This is a genomic window from Pandoraea pneumonica (assembly GCF_902459645.1).
Classification (GTDB): domain Bacteria; phylum Pseudomonadota; class Gammaproteobacteria; order Burkholderiales; family Burkholderiaceae; genus Pandoraea; species Pandoraea pneumonica.
The window spans coordinates 956,591-982,634 of the sequence record NZ_CABPSK010000001.1 but is presented as its reverse complement, the minus strand read 5'-3'; the positions used below and the strand labels follow the sequence as shown (position 1 = coordinate 982,634).

The following is a 26,044-nucleotide window of genomic DNA, read 5'->3' as shown; positions in this document are numbered from 1 at the left end:
ACGCATTTATCGACGTAATTCTTCTGTTTTTCAGATTAATAGGAAAGCCGCCGTGACCAAACTAACCAAGCTGACCCAGCCGTTGCCGGGGGCGATTACCGAAATCAACTTGCGGCTGCTCCAGACTTTCATGCTGGTGGGTAACACCCTGAGCTTTCGTGAGGCGGCGGAGCAGACGCATCGTTCGCAATCCGCGGTGAGCACGCAGATCAAGCAACTGGAAGCACAACTGGGTATTGCGCTGCTGCACCGGACAACGCGCAGCGTCGAGTTGACGGAGGAGGGCGTGGAGTTGCTCGCGGGGACGCGACTTGCCATGCACGAGGTCAATCAGCGTTTGCGCAAGATTCGGGAGTCGGCGGACATTCGGCGTGGCCGGGTTTCGCTGGCGTGCTCGCCGTCGGTGGCTGCGACGCAGATGCCGCACATCCTGTCGGCGTTTCAGACCATGCACCCGCAGGTCAGCATCGCTTTGCTCGAGCTGCATTCAGACGAAATCTTCAAGGCGGTGCGTGAAGGGAACGCCGATTTCGGCATTGGGCCGCGCGTGGCCACGGCCGGTGACGACATTCGATTTGAGGCGATTCATGAAGACAGAATCGTCGCGCTCGTGCCCCGGGCTTTGCTTCCCAACTTCCGTAAAACGATTTCATTGGCCGAGTTGTCGGCGATGCCGCTGGTGATGCATGCGGGCGGCACGGCCATGCGCCAGATGATCGAGGCGGCAGCCAGTGCGCGCGGGTTGATCATCGAAAGCGCTTATCAGTGCATGCAGATGCAAACGCTCGTGTCGATGGCGGCTGCCGGGCTGGGGGCGGCCATTTTGCCAGCGTCGGTGATCGTGGATGGCCCGCCGGCGGGGACGCAGTTGCTGCGATTGGTCGAACCGGCGTTGAGCCGCGACATCTGCGTGAGCACGGTGCGTGGCCGGCCGTTGTCGCCGACGGCGGAGCAATTGCTGGCGCTGGTGCGCGAGCGGGTAGGGCGTGCGGACGCGCTCTGATCGCGGCATTGCGTGATCTGAAAAAATGAATAATCGGTGGAAATTTTGCGATTATCAGATCAATAGAATTGCGTCACGCTAGGGTCCTGCGTGCTGCCTGACAGGTTGGCGCACGAACAACACCAAAGGACCCGTTTCATGAAAATCGTACGTTTTGAAGCTCACCACTTAGCCAATATTCCGATTCAGCCACCGCCGTTCCGCAAGCTGCCGAACGTTGAGCACGCGCTGATTTTGGAAATCGAAACTTCGGATGGTCATATTGGGTATGCGATGGGCGGCTATACCCATCCGGTCATCGTCGACTTCCTGAACAACCACGCGGCGGCCCTGATGGTCGGTCAGGACGCGAGTTGTATCAATCGCGTGACGGCCCGCTTCGATCGCCACTCCGTTGTGCGTTTCATGGGGCGCGCCTATCTGTCGGCACTTGGGCTGGTCGACGTTGCCCTCTGGGATTTGCGCGGCAAGGCGCTCGGTGTGCCGGTTCACAAGTTGCTGGGCGGCTCGCGCGACAAGGTCGAGGTCTACATCACACACGGTGCTGCCTATGGTGGCGCGCCGGTGTACGACATCGAGGAGCTGGCAGCGGAAGCCAAGCATTTGGCCGAGTTGGGCAATCTGCACTTGAAGAACACGGTGGGCCGTCAGCAGGTGCCGGACCCGGCGGACGACTATCGGCGCATGCGGGCCATGCGCGAGGCCGTTGGCCCGAACGTGAAATTGGCGATGGACGGCAATGCGCGCATGACGGTGTCTGAAGCGACGCGGTTGTGTCAGATGACGGAAGAACTGGGCATCTCGTTCATCGAGGAGCCGATCATCGACAACGATCCGGTGCAGTTGCGCGAGTTGCGCGAGAAGACGTCCATTCCCGTGGCGGCTGCCGAGAATCACAAGTATTCGGCGCGCGATTTGCTCGTGAACAACGCCGTGGATGTGCTCCAGCCGAACGTGACGAACGACGGCGGTTATACCGCGGGCTTGCGGATCGGCATGCTGGCGCAGGCGTTTGGACGCGGCATTAGTCACGGCAACGGGAGCGGGCCGCACAACATCGCGTTGCAGGCAGGGCTGGCCAATGGGGGGCTGGTCGAATACCACTTCCATAAATGGATGGCCTACAACGCGATCTTCGAGAACGTGCCGCAGCCTGAGAACGGCTATCTGCACGTTTCGCAAGCGCCGGGGCTTGGATTGAATCCGAAGCCGGGTCTGATCAAGGAGTTCAAGCAAGTCGATCGCACGTCGTTGCTGTTCACGCAACCGGGTGCGATGTAATCGATGAACTTGGCGGCGGGCGCAGCGCCCGCTGTACGGCGCGTTGTTATGGGCGAGGAGGGTGGTTGGCCCTCAGCGGTATTCGGCGTCAGGCGGATGCGGCACTCGCTCATTTTTTTCTTATTATCAGCTCTTTGCAGTTGCCATTAGATTCATTAGTTCATCCAAACTAAATTCAAACTCCCTCCCCATATCCATCGCCCCCAACTCTTCAAGCCAGCGATCCACATCAGCGTCGATATCACGCACGTTATTCAACTTAGTTGCATATGCCCAATTTGCAATTTTCGGATAATCCAGAACTTCTTCGGAAAGGAAAACCTCAAGCTCCTGACCAAACATCATTTTTGTGTAACTCATCGCCCCAGCTCCCTTCAAGTAGGCGGGTAATGCAGCGAATCAACAGGCAAGCCATCAATCATTTTCGGATGTACACCGATAGGATTACCTTGATGGTCATACGACTCATAGTACGGGCGCAAACGTCCTGAAACATTATCATTTTTGTACGTCCGCTCAGGCAATTCCACTCAGCTGACATTCGCATAATGTACATTATGTTAAATCGTGTATTTGAACAAAAGGCGGGATCGCGATCGGCGTGACCCCGCCCTTTGTGAATCGAAAAAACCGCTAGCCGCCTACGCTGACGCGCCGAAATTCAATGCGCCAGGAAATCGAGGACCATGCGATTGAACGCGTCGGCGTGTTCCCACTGCACCCAGTGACCGCAGCGATTGAACACGTGCAGTTGGGCGTTGGGCAACCCTGCCAGTAGGCGCAGACCGACGTCCATCGGCACGAAACGGTCTTCCCGGCCCCAGACGATCAACGTCGGCGCGGCGATTTCGCCAAGACGTGCGCCGTAGTCCGTGAACTGCTTCGGGTTCGCAGCGAGACTCTTCACGAAGTTCTCGAGATGCTCGCGAGACGCGAGCATGTTGTCGAGCCGCGCCTGCATCAGGTCGTCGGTGATCGAACTTGCATCGAAGACGAACACGTTCATCATCCGCTTCAGATTCTCGATGGTCGGCTCCTTGTACAAGCCGTTGAGCAGCTTGATGCCTTCGGTCGGCATCGCCACGAACTGGCTCGGCCCACCGGTGCCCCCGCCCATCAGAATCAGCTTGCCGACGCGCGTCGGGTTCGCCAACGCGAATGCCACCGTGCTGTGACCGCCCATCGAGTTGCCGATGATGTGCACGCGCTCGATGTCCAGCCCGTCGAGTACCGCCTTCAGCACACGGGCGTTGAGCTCCGAGCGAGATCCTGTGTTGACGACGGGATCGCTCTTGCCCCAACCCGGGCAATCGACGAGCAGCACGCGATAACCCGCGTCGACGAGCGGCTCGACATTGCGGTTGAAATTGGCCCAGCCCGTCGCGCCAGGCCCCGAGCCGTGCAGCATCACGACCGTCTCCTTGCCGCTGCCGGTGTCGTTGTAATGAATGCGAAATACGGTGTCTGCATCGCGAACCGTGATGAAGCGGCTCGTCGACGCTTCAGTGATTGCCGTCATGATGACTTTCCCTTATCAAAATCTGAGACCCGAAGCATCGGAAACTCGGAAACACAAGAACTCAAAACCTGCAAACCGCAAACATCAGGCAAGGCTCGATCAGCGTCCCGGCTGGACGACGCCCGCCACGATGCGCGGTGCGAACGTGCTCACGACGGTCAGCGCGGCAATCGCGGCGATCACGATGAGCGGAATGCTCGACGACACGAGCATCGAAGCGCTCTGCCCCAATGCAAACAATTGCCCTGCGACCAGCGGTCCGAGAATCGATCCGAGCCGACCGATCGCCACCGCTGCGCCAACGCCCGTGCCGCGCACTTCCGTCGGATACGCCTGACCCGCCATCGAATACAGCACCGACTGCCCACCCACGAGAAACAGACCGCAGAAGAACGCGCCGCAGGCCATCGTCAACGCACCGATGGCGCTCGACAGCCCAGCCAGCGACAACGCAATGCCGAGATACATGCCGATCACCGTCAGGCGAGGCGAAAAGCGGTCCATCACGTTCGAAATGCCAATGGCACCGAGGCCCCCACCGATGTTGAACATCATGATTGCCACGCCCGCCTGCTCCCGCGACAAGCCATTGGCGACGACCATCGACGGCAGCCAGTTCATCAGGAAATACAGCACGATCAGCGTGCCGAGATAGCTGACCCAGAGCGCGAGGGTTGTGCGCATGCGCCCTTCCCTCCACAGCGCGTGGGTCACACCGGGTGTTGCGTCCGAAAGTGCAGCGTTCGATGTCCGCGCAAGCCGCGTCTCGACGAACTGCGCCGACTCGCGCAGGCACAGCCCAAGCAGCGGCACCATCAACAACGGACCGAAACCGCCGACGTAGAACACGTGACGCCAGCCCTCCTCGCTTGGGCTGACGATGCCGATCACGGCCGCGAGCGCCGCGCCGAACGGCATACCGCAATACATGGCGCCCACGGCGCTGTTGCGATGCCCCTGCGGCGCAGCTTCCGCACACAGCGCAATGAGATTGGGCATGGCGGCGCCCAGACCAAGACCGGTGAGAAAGCGCGCCGTCAATAGCGACTCGAAGTTCCACACGTGCGCCGTGATCAGCGAGAAGATGCCGAACAACGCGACAGACAACATCAGGACACGTTTGCGTCCCCAGCGATCGGCGAGGCGTCCGCCCAGCGCTGCGCCAGGCAACAGCCCGATGGCGCCGGCGCTGAACGCCCACCCCATTTGCGCCACGCTCAGCGCGAATTCCTTTGCGATGCGCGGTGCTGCCACGCCAGCCGACTGCAAGTCGAGGCCTTCGAGTAACGCGATGGCCAAACACAAACCGATCGTCGCGAGGCTGCCCTTCGGGGCCGCGACGCGTTGGGATGATGCGTTCATTGCTAAGTCTCCATAGTTATTACGAGATCCGCTCTTGATGGCGGTCATGGTGTTGACGAAATCACGCGAAGACGGCCCGCACGCTGCCCAGCCCTTCGATCTCGGTGACGAACGTGCCAGCTTGCGTGACCGGCACCATTGGCCCGAGCGCACCGGTGAGCACGACGTCGCCCGCACGCAGTGGCGTGCCGAGTTGTGCCATGCGGTCCGCGAGCCAGACGGCCGCGTTTAGCGGATTACCGAGGCAAGCCGCGCCGTTGCCGCGCGATAGCACTTCGCCGTCGCGCGAAAGCGTCATTGCGCACGCTGTGAGGTCCACATCGGAGAGCTTTACCGGACGACTGCCGAGTACGAACAACGCGCTCGACGCGTTGTCGGCCACGGTATCCACGAAGCGGATATTCCACTGCTCGATACGACTGTCGACGACCTCGACGGCCGCCACGGCGTAGGCGCTCGCGCGAAGGATGTCGGCAAATGTGTGCTTCTCGTGCGTCAGATCGTGTTCGAGCACGAGTGCGATTTCGGCTTCGACCTTCGGCTGGATGAGGTGGGCAAGCGGCATCGGTTGCGCGTCGCCGTACGCCATGCTCGCGAACAGCGCGCCGAAGTCAGGTTGGTCCACGCCGAGTTGCTTTTGCACGGCAAGCGACGTCAGTCCGATCTTGCGACCGACGACACGCTCACCGTTGGCCACACGCGCATCGACATTGCGCTGCTGCACGGCGTAGGCGGTGGCCATGTCGTCCAGCGCGATCTCACCGCGTACGGGGGCAATCGTTTGACGCGAGGCTTCCGCCTGGCTAAGGCGGTCGGCAAGCGTCTGAATCAGTTGGGTATTCGGCATCGGAAAATCCTCTTGTCTGGTCTCGTGCTTCGTCATCAGGCTGCGGCTGCCAGCGACGGTTGCGACGCCGCATGCATGGCGGCAAAGCCCGCGATCCACTCGGGAATCGGACGGTAGTAATCGAGACTCGCGTGGTACTCGCCGTAAGCCGCGAGCATCGCGAACGCGGCGACCCACGTGCGGATCTCGTGCGCAGATTTGCCGCCGTCTCGCGTAATGGTGTCGTTGCTCATCGCGTCGACGGTGCGCCAGTCGCCGTCTGCCAGCGTTTGCAAGAAATCGCGGTCCCATTGCGGGTTTAGCGGATGCATATGGCTCTCGCCCGCCGTGAAAGCCTTCGCCGCCGCGACCGTGCGCGCCTGACGCGCCGCACGGGATTCGGCCGAAGGGTTGCGTCCTGCAATCAGACGCTCGGCGACCTCTTCGGTCGCGCCGATGAGCTCGGGCACGGGCGGCTCATGCGAAATGCCGCCCGAGCCGACCACGAGCACGCGCTTGTCCGTTGACGCAAAGAAGCGGCCGATCGCCTCACCGAGCAGGCGCGAGCGGCGAAGCGTTGCCATGGGGGGCGCGACCGAATTGATGAAAACAGGCACGACGGGATAAGCGTCGAGACTGCCTGTCAGGACTTCCAGCGCGTACGCGAACCCGTGATCGACCTGCATGCGGTACGACAGCGCAACATCGACATCGCTCGACAAGACGTGCTCTGTCAGTGCGTGCGCGGTGTCCGACGGCACAGGCAGCTTGCCCGCAAGGCTCTTGAAATCACCGATAGCCGTGGCCTGTGCGCCAATACAGAACGGCGGCATGACGTCATAGAAAAAACCATTGAAGTGGTCGGGCGCGAACACGACGACGAGCTCCGGATCGAACTGGCGCACACGCGCTCGCGCAGCCGCCTGCACGCGGGCCACTTCCGACACCACGTCATCGGCGGGATCGAAATAGCCATGCAGCGGTGTGTGGGACAGGCATTCGAGATGAATCGGCATACTCAGGCTCCGGAAACTTTGGCAAGGGCAACGTCGTTTTCGGTGCGACGAGGCACCGGCGCAGGCCCGTTCGTCACGAGACGGATCGCGTCGTCGGCGAGCGCCACCTTGCCAGCGAGTTGCGCGAGCGAGTCCGAGACCTCCTGCGGCGCGCATACGCCCGCAATGAAACGGTCCGGGCGCATCAACACCACGGAGTGAGCGCGCGCGGCGAACCAGTCCTTGAGACGGCCCTGCACATCACCAATGGCCATCACGCCCTCCGGCACGTCGTCCGTATAGACGAGTTGGGTATCCGGCTTGGCGAGCACGAAGCGAACGCCGAGCTTCTGTGCGATGGCGCGTGCCTGCGGCGTCATTCCGAATGTCGGATCGGCGCCCCAGCCGATTACGGCGAAGTGATTGCCGATCACGTCGTCGAGCCGCTTTGTTTCGCCATCGATGGTCCGCACGCGCGGCTGAATGAAGAGACGCCCCACCGGTGAGTTGACCGACGGATCGCGCCCATACACCAGCCGTCCCAGCCAGGACTCGCGCTTCTGGCTCATCAGACCGAGCAGTCGGCCCGGCGCCGAATTGCCTGAGCGCTCAAGCAGCCGCGCGAGCCATCTACCGGTGCTCGTCGGCGGCGGGAGCAGAACCACCCCCTCTTCGTATCGCGGCATCGGCTTGAAGCGCATCTCGACGAAGTAACGTTTGACGGACGGAAACCAGTTGAAGCTGCGCACGAAGGTGTCGCGAAAGCGCACACCGAAGCGCGTGGTCGGGGCGAAAATGTCGCCCGCCACTTCAGACAGATGGATCATCGCGCGCGCATGCGCCCGGCGCTCGGCCGTATAGGTATCGAGCAACCCGCCGTGGCATTGCCCCTTCACCACCATCGCCAACTTCCATCCGAGGTTGTTGGCGTCGCGAATGCCGCTGTTGTAGCCCTGCCCCTGCCACACCGGCATGATGTGCGCGGCGTCGCCCGCGAGCAGCACCCGCTCGACACGGAAGGTTTCGGCCAGCCGCGCGTTATGCGTGTAGACCCGCTTGCGGATGTAGTCGACCTTGTCGGGATACGCGACCACCTTGCGGATCAGCGCGGCCAGATTTTCCGGCTTCGACAGTTCTTCCTCGGTTTCACCCGGCATCACCATGAACTCGAAACGACGGATGCCGTGCGGCAGCGCGGCCGATACATAGGGGCGCTTGTGATCGCAATGCAGGTAGACATGCGGGGTGCCCACGGGGTCGTTACGCACGTCGACCACGATCCACTGGTTCGGCTTGGTGCGCCCCTCGAACGGCACTTGCAGCAGGCGGCGGATCTGGCTATTTCCACCGTCCGCGCCCACGACGTAAGCCGCACGAACGGTGCGCGTTTCACCATCAGCAAGGCGCGTGGTGAGCGTGACGCCGCGTGCGTCCTGTGTGCATGCCTCCACGCCATGACCGAACAGCACCTGGACGTGCGCGAAGCGCGCCAGGCCATCGAACAGTACGCGGTCGGCCATCGGCTGAATGAACGCATTGCGACGCGACCAGCCGAACTCGTCGGTGCGCGGCTCAATCGACGCAAAGCAATGACCGTCACGCGTGAGAAAGCGCATCCAGTGATCGGGCGTGGTGTGCGGGAGCAAGGCATCGGCGAGGCCCACTGCCTGGAACACGCGCAATGCTTCGTCGTCGAGACCGATAGCGCGCGGATAGTCGATGAGCTGATCGAGCTTCTCGACGATTGTGACGCGCACGCCTTGCAGGCCGAGGATGTTGGCGATCATCAGCCCGACGGGGCCGGCGCCGACGATGGCGACGTCGGTAGTCACGTCGGCCACGGTATTGGACGCATTGACGGATGCAGTCATGTGTCTCGCTCCTTTACTTTTTTTAGGCGCAAGCGCGCCCCCGCGCCTGTCTCGCGCGTACTGATGGCGTGCTGCTGTAGGTCAATCGGTGGCGGATCGTGATGTCCGCTTGTCTTCGCTTCGTTGGCTCGGGTCGGGCCGGGATCCGCGCTCGAACGACGTGCCTTCGGCAAATGTCGTTCGGACGGATTAAGACGGTGTCTCCGTTAGTGCTCTGATTTTCTGAGGAGTCTAGGCAGGTCGCAAAATGCGCTCAACAATTTCGCCGAAATGTGCATAGAATGCACAACGTTGATTTGCATGGGATTTTTATGAGCAAGTATCCGAACGTGCGGGGACTGTCGCGCGGCCTATTGGTGTTGCGAGCGATGAACGTCATGGAGCGGGGGCGTGCCACGCCAGCGCAACTGAGCGAAGCGACGGGCCTGCATCGCACGACCGTGCGGCGTTTGCTGGAGACCTTGCTGGAGGATGGGTTCGTGAGACGCAGCACGTCGGACGACACGTTCCGACTCGCGCTTGCCGTGCGCTCGCTCAGTGAAGGCTTTACCGATGACGAGCGGGTCGCGACCGTCTCGCCCCCGATCATGGGGCAGTTAATGCAGCGCGTCGTATGGCCGTCGGATCTGACCACCCCCGATGGCGACGCCATGATCATTCGCGAGACAACACACCGCTTTAGCCCGCTATCGTTTCACCGTGCGATGGTCGGCCGTCGCCTGCCGATGTTGTTCACCGCAGCCGGACGCGCCTATTTCGGCATGTGTCCCGACATGGAGCGCGAAGACATTCTGGACTTGCTGCGCACGGGGGCCGGTGGTGAGTTGCAGAAGCGCTTTGCTAGCGACGACGCCTTTATCCGTAACCTCGTACGGCAAACGCGCGAGAACGGCTTTGGCTCGAATCACGGCGATTGGCACGACCAGCGAAAGATCGGTGCCGTGGCAGTCGCGATCCCATCTGAAGGTCGTGTGCTCGCCAGTTTGAATGTGATCTATCTCGATCAGGCGGTGAGTCCCGCAGAGGCCGTGCGACGCTTCGTTCCACCCCTGCAAGACGCGGCCATGCAGATCGCGGCGGCAATATCGACGAAATCAGCGCCATCGCCTTCACCGAATACCTCGGCGCCGTCTACCGATCTTGGTATGCCGTGACCAGCTTGCGGATCCGCTCGGTGTCGCACAAGCGCGACATGACTAACGGAACGCGCGAGTCTCCGGTTGAGCTCGCAATCCGTGCCCTATTTTTGTCCAGTGCTGCCCGCTTCACGGCTCATAGAATTGAACCCATAGTGTGAGATATAAATTAGGTCGTCGAGTAGACCTTCGCGTGAAAGTTTGCTCCTCGGCACACTAGGCCGCGCAGCACGGAACGCAGACAACAGCCATTGACTACTTTTCGGCCTCGTGCTGTGCGGCCGGCCGCTTCGATGCAGAGCTCACGGGGCGGCACATTTCAATGAGTTTGACGCCCGGCAGCGAAGACGGACGCACTCCTAGCTTCGGTGAGCGCAACCGTCCCACAATTGACACCGTCCGCCGTTTAGGGGGCCGGGCCGTCGAGTTTCTGTCGCATTAGAGCCGGCGTCAGAGCCTCCCCCGAGTACAACTCGTTCAGATCTTCAAGATCATTAAGGAATTGCGGCAAGACGACCTCCGCATAGCGCCAGCAACTGAACGTAAATGCGTGAAATTGCGATATGGCAAGTTGTTTTGTGCGACTCAGCACCCGTTTGGCCAACTCGCTATTACCGAGAGCCCAGTGGGCAAATGATAGGCATTGCAGGTGATTGAGTGACGGTATGCTTTCGTAGTCACTGGTCGAGCATGAGATGAAGCGCTTAAAGTAAACCTCGGAAAGTGAGCTATGCGTCCAATACAGGGAGAAGCCGTAGTTGAAGGCATCCGCGATGTCTGCATGGTTTGGGTCGCCAGCGACTTGATGAAGTACATCAGATGCATCCTCGAGCCGTCCGAGGGATATTAGTGTGATGCCGAGGGCGCCTATTAAATCTCTTCTTTCGCTGTTTGAAACCTCATCGCGCGACAAGGCTTTTTTAAGGATTTCATGCCGAAGCTGAACGCTGGCGCTCGATCTCATCAATTCGCTGGCCAAAAACACAATATCCTCGATGGAAAGGGATTTTATGGCCTTGGAGTCGGCGATGGCGCTGAGATCGATGTTCCTCTGCTCAATCAGAACCTGTATGGCAAATATGATATCGGACGTTACGATAGAAACGTCCAAATTCAAGAACTCCAGGAGATCTTGAACGGCTGACAATTGATCCTCTGGAGTGCCTTGAATTTTAATGGCAGCAAGATCAAGTTTTGCCCGGTATTCCTTGTATCCAGATGAAATAACTTGCTGCAGCAAGACTCTGCACTCGTCCCATTTGCCAGATGCGCGATAAACACGCGAAACCCAAAAAAGAATGTCGTTATCTTGCTCAATGGACGAAAGAATTTGGTCGATTTTTAGCTGAACATCTTTGGGAGTGTAATTTTCTCCGCCATCTGGGTAATCACGTGCAACTGCTTGCAAAAATCGAATTGACGATTCTTTGTCTTCGGGGTTGTGCTTGGCGATCTGATCAGCCAAATACATATATTGCCGAGATAGGCGGCTTTTGGGGTGCCCGAGGATAAAGGGTGATTGCTCGATAATCGCGAGCGAGTTGTAGTAGTGGATCGTGGCGGTCAGGCGCTGATAGCCCAGCTCTTGACTGAATTGATCAAGCGTTTTCGAAAGCACTTCGTTTTCGTCATCAAGATTGGGGACGTTTGATGCAACGAAGTGCACATGTGGCTGTCGCAACGTCGGGAATGTCTTCTGAACGTTGATTGCGTTGCAGACCTGGGTCAGTCCGAACAAATTCTGTGGATTTGGAGTAAACACCAAGCAGACTGCATCTGGCAATTGGCGAGTACAAATTCCCGCGACGTCAGTGAAACCAGTTCTCGAGTCAATGAAGACGTAATCAGGACTCAATGCTTCGTCCCACTGCTCCCGCAAATTTTCAAGAAGCAGGTAGCCATCACGTTTGGCGTAGAGCTCCTGCCAATTGATCGCAGAAAATCGCTGCTCATAGCTTGCGTCTTGCACACCTGCAGGCATGATCCACAGTGATCCATCGGTTTCGGGAAACGAATGTGCTTGATAAAGGTGGTCGCGACAATCAGGCACTTCATCAGTGCGAAGGTAATCTGAGATGTACTCAACAACTCCAGGCGTGTCCGGTCGAGTTATTTCGAAAGCAAACGAGCGAAGACCAGGTGCTTCCAGGTCCATGTCGACCAGCAACACGCGCTTTCCCTTGCTGGCAATGTGAGCTGCCACATTGACCAAGGCCATTGATCGGCCTACACCGCCTTTGAATGAGTAAAAAGTGACGACGTGCATTATGCGACGCGCTGTTCGAGTTGATGTAGCTGAAATGCACTTTGCGCTTCGCGCAAATCTGGGAGCTTTCGCGCAGAAATTGATGAAAATTTGGCGACATTGCGTGTTGTCGCTTGTTTCTGAATTTTCTCGTCCTTCAGGAATTCAAAATTCCCACTTAGGCCAAGCAACTTCAAATAATTATTTTGGCTCTTGCTTTGGACTATTTGCCCCGCTTCCCATCTACGAATCGTAGCAACGCCAATCCCCGTCACCTCGGCGAATGAATCAACCGACGCGCCCAATCGCGTACGCATCGCTTTGATTTCCGCTGGGGAAAAGAGCCCCAGATAGCGACAAATTTCCTCATGGCGAATCTCCATCGCACGTTCGCCTAAGAACACCTCTTCACACTCTGCAGTTTGGCAGTAGTGCACCGGAATCGTCGCGGTGAGCGTGACGGTCGCGCCATTGTGTAAATACTCGAACGCGTGCGACTCGTATCGGGTTTCCACGGATGCTAACTCACAACTGGGGCATACATGGCCCACATCAGCTTGACGCGGAACGTCCGTACCCTTGATTTCATTTGGCATGGAATGTGTTCGTACTGTAATGAAAGCTACGTCCGAGAACGCCGGGGGGGCTCAGCTGAAGCTTGATATAAATTACCCCGCCAGGACTAGGGACTTTCATGACGTACCCCGTTTTGCCGCGAGGTTTGTCTAGCGTGATGACTTCAACAGGAGTGCCTTGGTCTAAAAGGTCTGCCACATAATCCCAAACAGTCAGGTCGGAAAATGCTCGCCCCTCCTCATCTCTTGGATCAGCAACCCGGGACGGGTTCCAGTCGGTTGGTGCCGCCGGAGAAAAACTGGCGCTTCGGCCACGCGGTTTGCGACAACATCGACTCAACTCCTTGCGTATGTGCTGCTCGCACTCGCCTGCACTCATATGATAGCGATGGATCTCGAAAAATCAACACCCAATAGCGTGGTGTCGATCATTTGATATGATTGTAGATGCCTATGAAGCGTTATATGGTGCCATGAACAGCCATTTTCAGCCAATTCCTTGTTCTGGTGCATCGAAAAGCGACGTTCGATCGATAATCGTCAGTACAACCGTCCAGCCCTTCGCTCAACGGACCCCGTTATTTCTTCCTCCCCTTCCCCGGTGTCGTCTGTTGCTGCTTTTGCTTACCCGTTGGCTGGCTTTTTCTTGCATCGTCTTGCTTGCCGGTTTTTCCGGATTTGACGGATTTAGCCGGTTCAGCGGTGCCTTTCTTCGCACCGCTGCCGCCCTTGGCCGGCGGCGACTTGTCGCGCGTAGGCGTCTCCGTTTCGGACGTGTCGCTTGCGGTCTCCGTCGCCGCAGCGCCGACGCCGAGAAGACCTGTCGTGTCGATTTCGTAGAACGGATGGCAAAAGCGCAGGCCGGCGACCTCGCGAATCGAATATCCCGCGTAGTGTGTGGGGGTGACGTAGAAATGCGACTTTTCGTGATTGAACACGACCTTGACCTTGCTGCTGCGACTGGCCGACGCTTCGTAATACAGATGACCACCCGGTAACCAATACCGGTCGTTCTTATGGAAGCTGAACGCTTCTCTGGACCCCGCATCAATCTGCCGGACCACAGCGGCGAGCCACCCAGGCGGCACGATTCTGCGAATGCCGTCGCTTGGTTTGCCGCCGAGCCGATCGAGTTCGGTCACGGCGGTGACAGCCTTGGGATTGAAATCTAGATCATTGCAGACGGTGTCCTCGGCTCTCATATCGAAGACGAGCGCTGACTTCAGCGCCGACTTGAGCGGCGACTGAACCTCACGGATCATTTTCGGGTTCAGTTCCTCGAGATTGATGGATGTGAAAAGCTTCTCCCAAATCAACTCGTAATTGCGTGGGTCGCTCACCGTGGCATCCAGCAACAATCCGTTGCGGGCACCGCCCTCCTCACTAGCCGTCGAACCGCTGCTCTTGGTCTGGGTATGATGCAATCGGCCCTGGAATCCCTCGTCTTTGCCTACGTACAGGGCCTTCTGATCCCAGCCGACGCCGTCAACGTTGTACTCAAGGTCCCCTCCTCCCGTCCACGGTCCGATGTTACGGAACCCAGGCGTCGACTGAGCGTAAGCGGCCGTTAGACTCTCCGAAATTGGCTTGCTGGCATCGGCCGTCTTTTTCTTCGAGGCTTTCTCTTGGCAACGCTGATAGGCGCTTTTTGCCCCCCTATTCAGCTTGTCCAGTTGGTTGAGATAGGTGCCTAGATCCGCATCGTCCGGATCCGTAAAGACTTTGTGCGTGTCCGGACGCCCTCCGGCACCGCCCAGATGCACGCCGTGAATCGCGCCTGCGCGTCGATTCAGATCGTGGCGAATTTGATGAAGCTGGTGCTCAAGATTGGCCATCAGCGCCGCGCCATCATTGTCTTTGCCGAGCAAGTTGTCGTAATAGCCCTTGATCGTCAGGCTCAGGTCGCCCAATCGGCTGTACAAATGTTGCAGCTCGCTACGGTTGGTGCCTGTGAATCCCTTCACGGCTTTGGCCAGCGAGCCGACGTCGTGGATGCCTGGCTGGCGCATCAGCTTGGCGATACCTTCGCGTTCTAGCTCATCCGCGCGTTCGATCGCGCTGTAGTTTTGGGCGTCGTGTGCGCCCGGGTCGGCACCGCGCCGCAACAGAATTCGAACCATTTCTTCGTCGGCCGTGTCGGCCTCCACGGCCGCATGAAGGGCCGTTTTGCCGCTGGCGGCGTCGATCGTCTGGACACGGACACCGCCTGAGTCGAGCATCTGCTGAACGGCGCGGCGATTGCCCGCCCTTACCTGCTTGATCAGCAGCGCGCTGGCCGTCAGCTCACCGAGCTCTTCAACTGGCGTGTCGAGCGGGCCGGTCGGCTTGTCGATCTTGGCGTAGGTATATAGATAACCCTGGTGCTGCTCCGCGCCCGGGTCCTCATGCGAAGTCACCGTGCTGTCGTTTGCCTGTAGCCATTCACCGCCCGCGGTTTGCTGCATCCACGCCCGGTAATGTCCTTCGTCGCGCGAGCCCGTGTGCATAACCACGCCCGTCAGTCGATATCGGAAATGGCCCTCGTCCTTGCCCGGCTGGGCAATCGTAAAGGTCGGCGGCATGAAGAAGGCCTTGTCGAGACGACGCAAGCCGCGACTGTCCTGAATACTGCGGTTCAGCACGAAGACCAGTACATCGGGCAAGCGCAGCAACGTATGTTTTTCCTTCACCGCGGAGAGTGCATGGTATGCACCGTTCTGCTTCACCTTTGGGCGGTTGGATTCGTCGTAAGACGTTGTGAGGCCTTCGTAGAAGCGCTTGGCCAGAAACTGCTCAAGTGTGTCGAAATGAATGATGTCGATTGGAATCGAGTTGGCGGGCGCCGTCTTTTCCGTACTCTTGCGATTGGTGTACTCGGCGGGCCCTTTAGGCCGCTCGCCGGTCCAGTCGTGACGGTCGCTCGCTTCGAAGCTACGCTCGCGTTGGGCGTGGATCTGGTCTTTTCCACGAACCGCGAGGTTGAGCAGGCGTAAAAGCAGTTCAGACGCATCCTCCTGCGCCGTATCGCTTTCCACGAGCTTGTGTTTGAGCAGCAGTGCACGCATTTGTGTGATGCGTGCCGTTTCAATAGCGTCGTCACCCCCCTTCGCGATATCGTCGGCCAACGTCAGAATCGGCCCCAGAACGGCGTGTTTGCGCCGGCTGGCAAACACGCTTTGCAGTGGTCCGCTGATCATTTGCAGCGCCACGTTCATGAAGCAATCGTGCCCGCTTACGTTGGGCAGGCCGAGACGTGCCTTGCTCGGCTTGCCCTCGGGCACATCGCTGCGCGTCGCACGGCCCGACACTTCCGCGCTCTCGAGCCCATCGCCGAGGTCGCGCCGCACGATTTCGGGCTTTTTGTCTTGCAGCGAGGTGTCGGGCGCGAGCGGTAAGAGACCGGCGCTGCGGTAGGTGTAGAGATAACCGGTGTCGATGTTCTCCGGCACTTTGCGTGCTTTGGACGCCCTGGCGTCGTCACGTGTCAACCAACCTTTGTCCGTCAGGCGCTCAGCCGTATAGTGTCCGCCGGATAGGCTGCCGTGCTGTACGACATAGGCATGAAGCTCGAATCGTTCCCAGCGAGGGGCGTCCGGTGTTCCGCTTCGCAGCACCAGTTCCTGAGGCATGTCGAAGCGTCGGTTGATACGTTGTTGGCCGCCATCGGCCCCGATGCGAAAACGATGCAGATGGAAGGTCAGCACCGGTGGCAGCGTGACGAATCTACGCCGCACGGATACCGCGCCAACGCGGTGAACTTCGCCGCTGACCCGGATGGCATAGCGATTCTTAGCGTCGAACTCAGTGGCCACGCTGCCCGCACCGAACTCGTGATACAGGAAGTCGTGGAAGCTCACGTACTGGTCGAGATCGACACCGATCATCGACGTCCGCGTCGTTTGTTGGGCCTTCTTGTCGGTATACGTTTGCAGTTGTTCAACGTTGCCGGTATAAGCCGCGTCGCGTTCGGACTTGGCGTATTCCCGCTGTTCTTCGACGACCACCTGATCTTGCGCGCCTAACGTCAACTCCAGCAGGTGCTGGAGCACTTCGGAGGCGTCTTCCTGTCCCCCCTTGCTCGGGACGACGCGCCCGCGCCTTCCGACCGGAATCTCGTACAAGTGATCGCGCAGTGCTGCGATCGTCTCGCTCGGCACGTCGTCACCACCAGCATTGACCTGTTGGATGACGCGCCACAGTTCGTCCTGAACGTCGTGGTGATCCGCCCAGCGTCGTACCGCCGGGTCGAATCGATCTCGATAGCCAGCGCCGATCAAATGGATTAACGCGTTGAGGAAGCAGTCGTTTGCCCGGTTCTCGATGCCTGCCGGTTCTGCGCGTTGGATAACGCCTTGCTGGGCTTGGCGCTGGACGATGGCCGAGCGGACGGGGGCTGGCGATGCCGACCCGCGATCGATGACGGCCGCCATGTCTTTATGCTGCTGGGTTCTGGGGCTGCCGTCGATGAGGCGAGTGAGTGCGCTTTGCTGCTGGCCGCGCGGACTGTCGCCCGACAACGCGCCGATTTGCCGTTGCACCAGCGCAGCCGGACGTTGGTCGGCCAGCGCACTCGTGGGGGCGCTGCCCCGTGCGTCTGTCGAGACGTGGGTCTCGGCCTTTTGCTCTGGAACCTGCTGGGCGAACTCCTGCATGTCGTCAGGGCGGCGTCGCCGCTAGGCAAGTGACGGCGAATCTTATCACGTGGGAATTGAACGTCGCGGGAGGCCGAAACGCCACTGCGCCAGTCGGCAACCGGGCAATTTCATCACTGATTCGTGGGCTGCTGCGGCTTACGGCGCAAGATGATCCAGGTACGGATAAACGAGCGTGGTTGGGTTTTCTGCGCTTGCAACGCTTGAAGGTGCTCCGGGTGGTCCGTCAGATCCACGCTGCGCGCGCGCGGTCGTCGTGCGAACAGCGCGGTATCTCGTGAATCCCCATGCGCGGTCGTCCCTATGCGCAGGGATTCTTTCTTCCGGTACATCAACTTGAGCTCGGCGCCCGTGACGCTTCCGGTCTTGCCTTCAATCACGGCCAATGCTTCGGCGCGATGCGTCTCTGGAACGTTGCTGTTGATATCGGCTCGCACCTTATCGAAGGTCACGGTTTCGTTGTAATCGTAGGACGGCAACTCGAGTCTGTGTCCATAGAGCGGCGTGGCATGCCAGATCGCCGGGTCCATGAAACTGACACGCCCGCGCGGCGGCAGATCCACACCCTCGATCTTATTCGGCTGCCCCTGATTGGCCCGACGCGCATCCTTTAGCAACGCGTGAGCGCTCTGCGGGAAGTCTTGCTCGTACGGCTGAATGCCCTGATGGTCGTACACGTATTCGGGAGACGCGCCCGCTTGTGTGTTGTTGTAGGTCAGATTGACGAAAAGCGTCTCACCGACCGAGTCTTTGTGGAGCGCTCCGCCACTGTCAGGCAATCGGTTGGGATAGAAATCGACATCGATGTAGACGTCGTGGGTCTGGCTGATATTGGCCCAGTTGGCCAATATCCATTGATACTGGCCCGCGCTGTGTAGCGTGGAATCGACGTTGTACTTAATTCGATCGCGTAACGGGTCATCCCCCGCCACGAACCGCGCCTCGATGGACGGCGCGACGAGTGGTTCGATCGGTTTGTCCGTGTGAGCGGTTTCGAGGATGCTGTTGTCGTCCGTTTGCATCACAAAGCTCGCCACGCGCAGCGGTCGGCCCGGATGGTTGGTCAGATCCTGCTGGTACTTAATGCCGAGGTCGTTCATCAGATCGACTTGATGATCGAAGAACTCCTGGCTGGTATCGGCCACCTCGATCGCCGGCATGCCCTTGCCCAACTGCCGCCAGTCCGTGTCGAGAATCTCTGCCCAGCAAAGTGCCCCAATTCCTCCGGGGATGGGCGCATGCGTGCCCAGCCACTGCTGCCCCGCATGAGTCAGGGCGATCATCACTTCTTTGCGTTCGTCACGGCCCGTGTAGGTATCAGCGAGCGCATCGCGCAACTCATAGGGTAACGGCAGTACAGGATGCTGCGGGCCATAGAAGCTGTTGGTATTGGCAAAACGCACACGCTGCACGGGGGCGTGAGACGCATTCCCTTTGAGCACGCCGGTTCTGTTCGCCTGCGGGCTATTGCGGATGGCATCGCGCAGTGCTTGCTGCTGCACGACACGCGGACTTTCATTGATCGTCCCGGCGAGTTTGCGTTGCGTCGCGGCCACCGCCCGGCCGTCGACCCAACCCCGGTCCGACGGCGCTTTGCTAACCATTCCCTTCTCGGCGGGATGAGGCTCGGATTGTTGAACGGGCTCAGCTCTTGAACGCGTGCTCATGTCGTTTCCCGGGCAATTTTCTGGATCATAAATCGCCTTCGCACCCACTGGCTGCCATTTGTCATGGCATGCATGAGCCCTGTCACACGGACACAACAGTCTATTGGCTGGTACCCGCCACGCTAGGTTCTCGATGGACGTGGCAAGCACCCACCACAATCCATCGAAACTTACGCGTGATGTGCCCTCGCGCTCAAACCGATACGGTCTTCGCGTCACGCCCACCAGTGTTCGGCCCCACACCCGGACGCACTTGCAGCATGGCAAACACACCCACCGCCGTTGCCACCGCCGTGGCGACAAACATCGACGAATATCCGTATTTCGCCGACAAAATACCGGCCAGCGTCGGGGCCAGCACTGCGGCGATGTTCGCGATGAAGTGCATCAACCCGCTGAACGTCCCCACGCGCGTCGGTGCCGTGTCGATCACCACTGCCCAGTACACGGAGTTCGGCAGCGCGTTGAGCGCATTGCCCAGCGTCATGAGCGCAATCACGGCCCACACGCTCGTTGCCTGCGACACCATCAGGAAACACGCCGTCGTGCACAGCAGCGAGCCTGCGGCGAACCAACTGCGTGCGATGACCAGCTTGCCCGTCTTGCGATACAGCCAATCGGAAATGCGTCCGCCGAGCAGCACCGTCACGCATGCGCCGGTCCACGGGATCATGCCGATGTACCAAAGCGACGACAGGGTGAAATGAAACTCGTCGGCGAGGTATTTCGGCGTCCACGTGAGCAGCATGAAGTTCACGTAGACGAACGCGAAATAGCCGATCGAGTTGAACACCAGCGTCTTGCTCTTAAAGAAGCTCCACCACGGCATGTCGCCAGCGGCTGAGGCAGCCGACGGAATCTGCGCCGGACGGCCAGCGCGAATCAGCGCCGCTTCGGCTGCGTTCACGCGCGGGTTGTCCTCCGGGCGGTTCGTATAGACGCGTGCGAACAAGGCAATCAGCACGAAACCCGCCAAGCCGAGCACGACGTACATCGTTCGCCAGCTATCGGTGAGCAGCAGCAAACCGACCGCGACCGGTGCCGTGAGCAGCGCGCCGAGCGGCGTGCTCAACAACCCGATGGACACCGCAAAACCACGCTCCGACGGCGAAGCCCACGCTGCCATCGTCTTATTGATGATCGAGTACGCCGGGCCTTCCGCAAAACCAAACAGCACGCGAATCGTGGCGAAGCCAGTCAATGCCGAGCCACCGAAGACCGCGATACCCAGGTCGCCCGCCCAAATCATCGCAATGGCAAACACCGACCACGCAATACCCGCGATCACCCACACCGTCTTCGCGCCCACGCGGTCTGCCAGTGCCCCGCCGAACAGCGCGCCGAACATATAGCCATAGCCAAAATAACCAAGGACTGCGCCCCACCCTGCCCGGTCGAATCCGTATTCCGACGTGATCTGCGCCGCCGAGTATGAAATAGCGCCGCGGTCGATGTAGTTCACGAGGGCGATCACCACGATCAGCGCGAATATCGCGAATCGATATCGCGTCGCCGGGGCAGCCGGGTGGCCTGCTGTTGTTGGTTCCATGACGTCTCCTAGGTGTTGATTTCTCTGCAAAGCGCCCGATGCCCTTCGCAAACGATTGTCGATTATATATAATGCACAATGCATATCAACTGAAATCAAAAACCTCTCCACCTTGCCCACCTTATCCACCATGCCCAACTCGCTTCCCGTAGTCGCCGTCGCCTCCCTTGGCGGAACGATCAGCATGACGCCGTCAGACGCTGCCGGCGGCGTCGTTCCTACGCTCGACGCCACGCAGTTGGCGCAATCGGTCCCCGGCCTGTCCTCCGTGGCAAACATCAAGGCGACAGCGTTGCGCCAATTGCCGAGCGCGTCGCTGGGTTACGGCGATCTGATGGCCGCCCTCACCTGGGCCGAGCAGCAAATTGCCGATGGCGCCTGCGGCGTCGTGCTCACGCAAGGCACCGATTCGCTTGAAGAAACCGCTTTCCTGCTGGATCTGTTCTGGAAGCTGCCGCAACCGCTGATCGTGACGGGCGCGATGCGCGCGCCCCAAGCCGCTGGCGCCGACGGTCCCGCGAATCTTTTGGCGGCGGTGCGCACGGCGGCGCATCCCGACAGCGTGGGACGCGGCGTACTCGTGCTGATGAACGACACCGCTCACTACGCGCGTTGGGTCAGCAAGGGCGACGCGCTGGCCGTGCAGGCATTCGTGTCGCACGACGGCGGTGTCGCAGCGCGCATCGTCGAGGGACGCCCGACGTTTTTCCACGCCAAGCCTGCTCGCCCGCAACCGTTGGCGCGCCCAGTGCGTGATTGGCCCAAAGTTGCGCTCGTGACGGCAGTGCTGGGCGACGACGGTGAGCTGGCGGAAATGGCGGTCAACGGTGGCTATGAAGCGGTTGTGATTGCCGCGCAAGGTGCGGGCCACGTCTCGTTCGGATTCGCCGAGCGCATTAGCCGACTTACGACGCAAGTGCCGGTGGTGATCGCCAGCCGTGCGGCGAGTGGGTCGACGGCATCGCAGACTTACGGTTATGTCGGTGCCGAAATCGATCTCGCACGGCGTGGCGCACATCTGTCCGGTTGGCTGTCTGCGCTCAAGTCACGATTGCTCGTTGTGGCGTTGCTTGCCTCGGGTGTTGCGCCCGCAGCGGTAGGAGAAGCGCTGGCAAATTGGAGTAAACTCACGCGTCAATAATCTTCACATGGCACCCCATTGAAAAGCATGTCCTCTGCATCTGCCAGCGCGTCCGGCTCGTCTGGCCGTCGTCGACTCACGGCATATCAATATGCCATCGAGACACTCCGCACCGAGATTCTGCAAGGCAAGTTGAAGGCGGGCGACCGCCTTCGGCAAGACGATCTCGCGCGCCGTCTCGATATGTCGACGACGCCCGTGCGTGAAGCGTTGCGCACGCTGGTTTCCGAGGGATTGGTGTTTTTCGACGTTCACCGCGGTGCCGTGGTGCGCGGTCTCACGATCGACGACGTCAACGAGCTTTACCACCTGCGCAAGACACTCGAACCGATGATGGCCGAGCAAGCGATGGCTACGCTTCGCGAAGAGGATATTGCGCATGCCGAGGCGTTGCACCTCGAAATGGTTGCGACGACGGACGTCGTCAAATGGACTGAGTTGAATCAGGCGTTTCACGCGGCGCTCTGGGCGTCGCAAGACAATTCGCGTCTGGCGCACCTCATCAAGACCTTGCGCGACGCCTCGGGGCCGTACATTGCCTTGTCGTTGTACATGCGTCCTGTGCACGTCGACGTGAGCAACAAAGAACATCAGAAGATGCTCGACGAGTACCGTGCCCGCGATATCGCAGCGACCCGGCGTCACACGGTAGATCACCTCGACGCCACGCTGCACATCATCATCAAAGCCATCGAGCAGACCGAGGCCGAAGCCGCTGCTCAGAGCTAACGTCGGCTATCCGATATCCGATATCCGATTAGGCGCTGCCCATTAGCCCTGACGGATTCTCAACCTATCGCGCCGACTGGGCATCGCGGCGGCTTTGCTCTTCCACTGTCAGGACGGCCTCCGGCGCGACTTCAAGTCGTGCCTTCGGAATCGGGTCGCCGCTCTCATCGGAGAGTCCATAGGTGCCCTCCGCAATCTTCTCTAACGCCCGCTCGATATCCGCGATACGGTTGTCGTTGACGTTGCGCAGGTTCTGGTTGACCTCGTCTTGTGCCAGATCCTGCGCATCGTCTTCGAATTCGTGGGCTTCGTCGCCGTGCTCGGATTGCAGCGACGCCTCGTCGGCGATCGTATTTTCTTCGCCGCCAAGCAATTGTCGGCGCATGGCTTCCAAGCGCTTGCGCTGCTGCTCAATGAAGTCGGGGCTGAGTGTCGATGGCGGCTGCGGCATGAGGCTCTCCTATCGTCTGAATTGGGCGGCGCATGGCCACCACCTTATGCCTGGGATATCGACCCGGTCAAGGCGGGCCGAGCCATGCAGCCCAGCCCCACCCTGCCCTAGTTCGCCGACAAATATCGACGGAAATCGCTATCGAGCGACGCCAGCGACCGGTCGATGGTCTGGCGGTGCGTGTCGATCCACTTGCCGTCGGCGTCGAGCTCACCATCGGTGCGCGCCAGCATGCGTTTCATTTCCGCCGGTTGCGGGCCGCCCGACGTCGCACGATGCATCACGATCGCCGTCGGATCGAGCGTCGCGCGGAACTGCGCTTCGGTCATCGGCAACTCGCCCCCGCTAACCTGCATCTCCGTGAGCGTCTGCTTGTAGATGCGCTGCGCTTCCGTGTAGGGGAAGTTGCTGGGGCGAAGATCGTGGGCTTTCGCATAGTCGACGATCTCCGACGCAAAATGATGTCCCACGCGGAACGGCAAGCCATGCTCGCGCATCAGCACGTCGGCAACCTCTTGCGATGCCGTCCAGTCGCTGTCGAGTTCTTCGAGCGCGCGCTGCGGGTCGATGACCAGCGCATTCAACACACGATCCCAACGCTTGAGCAACGCCGTGGTCCGGTCGAGGACCGCCATGTTTTCATCGATATGCTTCGCGTCGCTCATGCCCGGGGGAATGTTATGCGCGGTGATCACACGGCCCACGCCGAGCGTCACGACCATCGAGGCGGCGGTGCGCGTGTCGTTGAGCAAGCCGGGGTTGCGCTTTTGCGGCATGGCGCTCGAGACATACGTGTTGCCGCCCCCTTCGCGCAGCAAAATCCACGGCCGCGGCTGCGCATACTGCACCATCACGTCCTGCACGAAAGCCGATGTATGCAGCGCGATGCTCGTCGCCAGCGCACCGATCTCCACCGGCAAGTCGGTTGCCGCGATCTGCGACGCATCGTAGGCGTTGTCCACCTTATCGGCAAAGCCGAGCGCATGCGCCATCTTGTCGCGATCGAGCGGCCAACTGGTGCCGTTGAGCACCGTTGTGCCCATCGGCGACAGATCGACGCGTGCATACAACTCATGCAAACGTTGCGAATCGCGCTGGAGTCCTGCCACGTAACCCAGCAAGTAATGGCCGTAGCTGTTGGGTTGCGCCGCCACGCCATTGGTGTAGTTCGGCACGATGGTCGCTTCATACTGCTGCGCCAGCCGACGAAGCGTTGCCGTCGTGGTGCGCAACTGCGCAGCGAGAACGAGCAGCCGGTCGCGGTACATCGCGGCGCGCACCGTCGCCAACATGTCCTGACTGGAGCGCCCGGCATGCAGCAGCGTCGCCTCGACGCCCGCCGCCTTGATCAGCAAGGGCTCGAAGGTGATGACCAAGTCCGGGCGTGCACCGCCGGGCTGGTCGCCTGCGCGCAGTACCGTGTCCAGTCCCGTCGCGATGCGCGGTGCGAGCGTTTTATCCAGCAATCCCTGGCGGGTATTGATGACCAACGACGCCTTGTTAATTTCACCCAACCAGAAGAACGCATCGCGCTGGGGCGTCGCAGCCATAGAGGCGGTCGCGGCGGATGCGGTGCTATTGGGCGCGCTCTGCGCCAAGGCGGGCACGGAAACCATCGTCATCAGGCACAGCCCGAACCCAGCAATTCTTTTCTTGTGCACCACATGTCTCCTGATCGTGGAGGCGTCCGAAGGGGGATCGGCGCCGGCGTTATTGTGCAGGCGGATACGTTACTCCGGTCGCCGTTTGTGCGCTACATTCGGGTGTCTACGGATCGATGAGAGGCTCGCAACGCTCGGGGAGAATCGTCGATACCGCTTGCCTCATGAGTAAAATACGCATCTGCCCTGTTAGCGTGCGGTGCGCAATGCCGCCACATCCAAAAATATGACGCAAAAGAAACGGACGACTTTGAAAGCGCTGGCCGAATCGATTGGCGTTCACTCGTCCACGATCTCGCGGGTGATGAACCCCGAGACCCGGCATCTGATCAGCGACGACGTCGTCGAACAAGTGCTCAAGGCCGCGCGTCAACTCAATTTCTCGCCTAACCGGGTAGCGTCCGCACTTCGCACCAAGCGCTCTCGCATCATTGGTGTTGTGCTGCCGGACATCGGGAATCCGGTGTTTCCGCCGATTTTGCGCGGCATTGAAGACGAGCTCGCCAAGAAGGGCTTTATTCCGTTGATTGCCAATGCGGAAGGTGGAAAAGAGCGGCAGCGGTTCGTGATCGATCAAATGGCGGGCCGACAAGTCGACGGCCTGATTCTCGCCACGTCCGGCCGGAAGGACCCTATCCTCGAACATTGCCTCGAAGAGGGCATTCCGGTGGTGGTGGTCAATCGCAGCGAAGACAGTGGCCGTGCGTCGTGCGTGGTGAGCGATAACCAGTTGGCGATGCTGCTGGCGGTCAAGCATCTCGTGGCGCTCGGTCATTCGGCCATCGCGCACGTGGCAGGCCCGACCGACTTATCGACGGGGTACGAGCGCAAGGTCGGTTTTCTCGACGCCCTCAAAGCGCAAGGCCTCAAAAAGACGCACTGCCCTGTGGTCGAATCCACCGCATTCGGACGTGCCGAGGGGCGCATAGCGTGCGATACCGTGCTAGACCGCCATCCCGGCACGACGGCCATCGTCGCCGCGAACGACTTGCTAGCCCTCGGCTGCTATGACGCGATTCGTGCGCGCGGCCTGAAGTGCCCGGACGACATTTCCGTCGTCGGGCACAACGATATGCCGCTCATGGACTCTGTCTGGCCCCCGATGACGACGGTGCACATTCCCCTCTACGAAATGGGGGTTCGGGCGGCATCGTTGATGCTCGAAAGCCTCGACGCCAGCACGAAGACGCAAATCAACGTGGTGATGCGTCCCGAACTGGTCGTGCGCGAATCGACGATCGCGCGATAGTCCATCCCTTCGCGCGGCTCACGGCCGCGCCCTCCCCGCCTCTTCCGCCGCGCTCCAATCTCCCCCTTTTTGCTGTGCCTCGTTGCCTGATGCAGCGTGCTTTTTACGCAACGAAAATGCAAACGTTTGCGGCAAATAACTGAAATATTCCCT

At 59.9% G+C, this 26,044-nt stretch carries 19 protein-coding genes; 6 read left to right on the top strand and 13 right to left on the bottom strand.

Annotated elements, in window-relative coordinates; genetic code table 11:
- Positions 1–52: 52 nt before the first annotated feature.
- Both PPN31114_RS04350 and PPN31114_RS04345 read left to right on the top strand, forming a co-directional pair.
- Positions 53–1,003 (top strand): LysR family transcriptional regulator, encoded by a 951-nt coding sequence (locus PPN31114_RS04350; protein WP_150678237.1) that lies wholly within the window; start codon positions 53–55, stop codon positions 1,001–1,003.
- A 138-nt stretch (positions 1,004–1,141) separates the two neighbouring features.
- The gene (locus PPN31114_RS04345) at positions 1,142–2,284 is read left to right on the top strand and encodes a mandelate racemase/muconate lactonizing enzyme family protein (protein ID WP_150678236.1); all 1,143 of its coding nucleotides are present in this window, start codon (positions 1,142–1,144) and stop codon (positions 2,282–2,284) included.
- Positions 2,285–2,410: 126 nt separating this feature from the next.
- Here the strand turns inward: PPN31114_RS04345 and PPN31114_RS04340 are convergent, their stop codons facing one another.
- From PPN31114_RS04340 to PPN31114_RS04315, 6 genes are all read right to left on the bottom strand, one after another.
- A complete protein-coding gene (locus PPN31114_RS04340; protein WP_150678235.1) occupies positions 2,411–2,644 on the bottom strand; it encodes a hypothetical protein in 234 nt (77 codons plus the stop codon).
- A 301-nt stretch (positions 2,645–2,945) separates the two neighbouring features.
- Positions 2,946–3,803: an alpha/beta fold hydrolase gene (locus PPN31114_RS04335; protein WP_150678234.1), complete on the bottom strand. Its 858-nt coding sequence runs from the start codon at positions 3,801–3,803 to the stop codon at positions 2,946–2,948.
- A gap of 99 nt (positions 3,804–3,902) precedes the next feature.
- Complete coding sequence (gene mhpT / locus PPN31114_RS04330; RefSeq protein ID WP_150678233.1) at positions 3,903–5,165, bottom strand: 3-(3-hydroxy-phenyl)propionate transporter MhpT; 1,263 nt, start codon at positions 5,163–5,165, stop codon at positions 3,903–3,905.
- 61 nt (positions 5,166–5,226) lie between these two features.
- The gene (gene mhpD, locus PPN31114_RS04325; RefSeq protein WP_150678232.1) at positions 5,227–6,012 is read right to left on the bottom strand and encodes a 2-keto-4-pentenoate hydratase; all 786 of its coding nucleotides are present in this window, start codon (positions 6,010–6,012) and stop codon (positions 5,227–5,229) included.
- Positions 6,013–6,047: 35 nt separating this feature from the next.
- Positions 6,048–7,007: a 3-carboxyethylcatechol 2,3-dioxygenase gene (locus PPN31114_RS04320; RefSeq protein WP_150678231.1), complete on the bottom strand. Its 960-nt coding sequence runs from the start codon at positions 7,005–7,007 to the stop codon at positions 6,048–6,050.
- Between the two features lie 2 nt (positions 7,008–7,009).
- Positions 7,010–8,857 carry a bifunctional 3-(3-hydroxy-phenyl)propionate/3-hydroxycinnamic acid hydroxylase gene (locus PPN31114_RS04315; protein ID WP_150678230.1) on the bottom strand — a complete coding sequence of 616 codons (1,848 nt, stop codon included), beginning with the start codon at positions 8,855–8,857 and terminating at the stop codon, positions 7,010–7,012.
- Positions 8,858–9,168: 311 nt separating this feature from the next.
- Here PPN31114_RS04315 and PPN31114_RS04310 point away from each other — a divergent pair, with 311 nt between their 5' ends.
- Complete coding sequence (locus tag PPN31114_RS04310; protein ID WP_150678229.1) at positions 9,169–10,011, top strand: DNA-binding transcriptional regulator; 843 nt, start codon at positions 9,169–9,171, stop codon at positions 10,009–10,011.
- A 388-nt stretch (positions 10,012–10,399) separates the two neighbouring features.
- Here PPN31114_RS04310 and PPN31114_RS04305 read toward each other — a convergent pair whose 3' ends face one another.
- The 5 genes from PPN31114_RS04305 to PPN31114_RS04285 all read right to left on the bottom strand — a co-directional run bounded on the left by PPN31114_RS04305 (position 10,400) and on the right by PPN31114_RS04285 (position 20,660).
- Complete coding sequence (locus tag PPN31114_RS04305) at positions 10,400–12,259, bottom strand: MinD/ParA family ATP-binding protein (protein WP_150678228.1); 1,860 nt, start codon at positions 12,257–12,259, stop codon at positions 10,400–10,402.
- Entirely contained in the window at positions 12,259–12,834 is a 576-nt protein-coding gene (locus PPN31114_RS04300) for a hypothetical protein (protein WP_150678227.1), read from the bottom strand. The genes PPN31114_RS04305 and PPN31114_RS04300 overlap by 1 nt, the downstream gene beginning before the upstream one ends.
- Positions 12,835–13,391: 557 nt before the next feature.
- On the bottom strand, positions 13,392–17,444 hold the full coding sequence (locus tag PPN31114_RS04295) for a hypothetical protein (RefSeq protein ID WP_150678226.1): 4,053 nt from the start codon (positions 17,442–17,444) through the stop codon (positions 13,392–13,394).
- A gap of 113 nt (positions 17,445–17,557) precedes the next feature.
- Positions 17,558–19,111, bottom strand: a complete 1,554-nt coding sequence (locus tag PPN31114_RS04290; protein ID WP_150678225.1) for a hypothetical protein — start codon at positions 19,109–19,111, stop codon at positions 17,558–17,560.
- Positions 19,112–19,304: 193 nt separating this feature from the next.
- Entirely contained in the window at positions 19,305–20,660 is a 1,356-nt protein-coding gene (locus tag PPN31114_RS04285; RefSeq protein ID WP_150678224.1) for an MFS transporter, read from the bottom strand.
- A 130-nt stretch (positions 20,661–20,790) separates the two neighbouring features.
- Here PPN31114_RS04285 and PPN31114_RS04280 point away from each other — a divergent pair, with 130 nt between their 5' ends.
- Both PPN31114_RS04280 and PPN31114_RS04275 read left to right on the top strand, forming a co-directional pair.
- Positions 20,791–21,801 carry an asparaginase gene (locus tag PPN31114_RS04280; RefSeq protein WP_150678223.1) on the top strand — a complete coding sequence of 337 codons (1,011 nt, stop codon included), beginning with the start codon at positions 20,791–20,793 and terminating at the stop codon, positions 21,799–21,801.
- 27 nt (positions 21,802–21,828) lie between these two features.
- Entirely contained in the window at positions 21,829–22,530 is a 702-nt protein-coding gene (locus tag PPN31114_RS04275; RefSeq protein WP_150678222.1) for a GntR family transcriptional regulator, read from the top strand.
- Positions 22,531–22,594: 64 nt separating this feature from the next.
- Here the strand turns inward: PPN31114_RS04275 and PPN31114_RS04270 are convergent, their stop codons facing one another.
- Both PPN31114_RS04270 and PPN31114_RS04265 read right to left on the bottom strand, forming a co-directional pair.
- Positions 22,595–22,981: a TraR/DksA family transcriptional regulator gene (locus PPN31114_RS04270; RefSeq protein WP_150678221.1), complete on the bottom strand. Its 387-nt coding sequence runs from the start codon at positions 22,979–22,981 to the stop codon at positions 22,595–22,597.
- Positions 22,982–23,088: 107 nt separating this feature from the next.
- Positions 23,089–24,597 (bottom strand): lyase family protein, encoded by a 1,509-nt coding sequence (locus PPN31114_RS04265; protein ID WP_370865855.1) that lies wholly within the window; start codon positions 24,595–24,597, stop codon positions 23,089–23,091.
- A 271-nt stretch (positions 24,598–24,868) separates the two neighbouring features.
- Here PPN31114_RS04265 and PPN31114_RS04260 point away from each other — a divergent pair, with 271 nt between their 5' ends.
- Positions 24,869–25,891 carry a LacI family DNA-binding transcriptional regulator gene (locus tag PPN31114_RS04260; protein WP_150678220.1) on the top strand — a complete coding sequence of 341 codons (1,023 nt, stop codon included), beginning with the start codon at positions 24,869–24,871 and terminating at the stop codon, positions 25,889–25,891.
- Positions 25,892–26,044 lie beyond the last annotated feature (153 nt).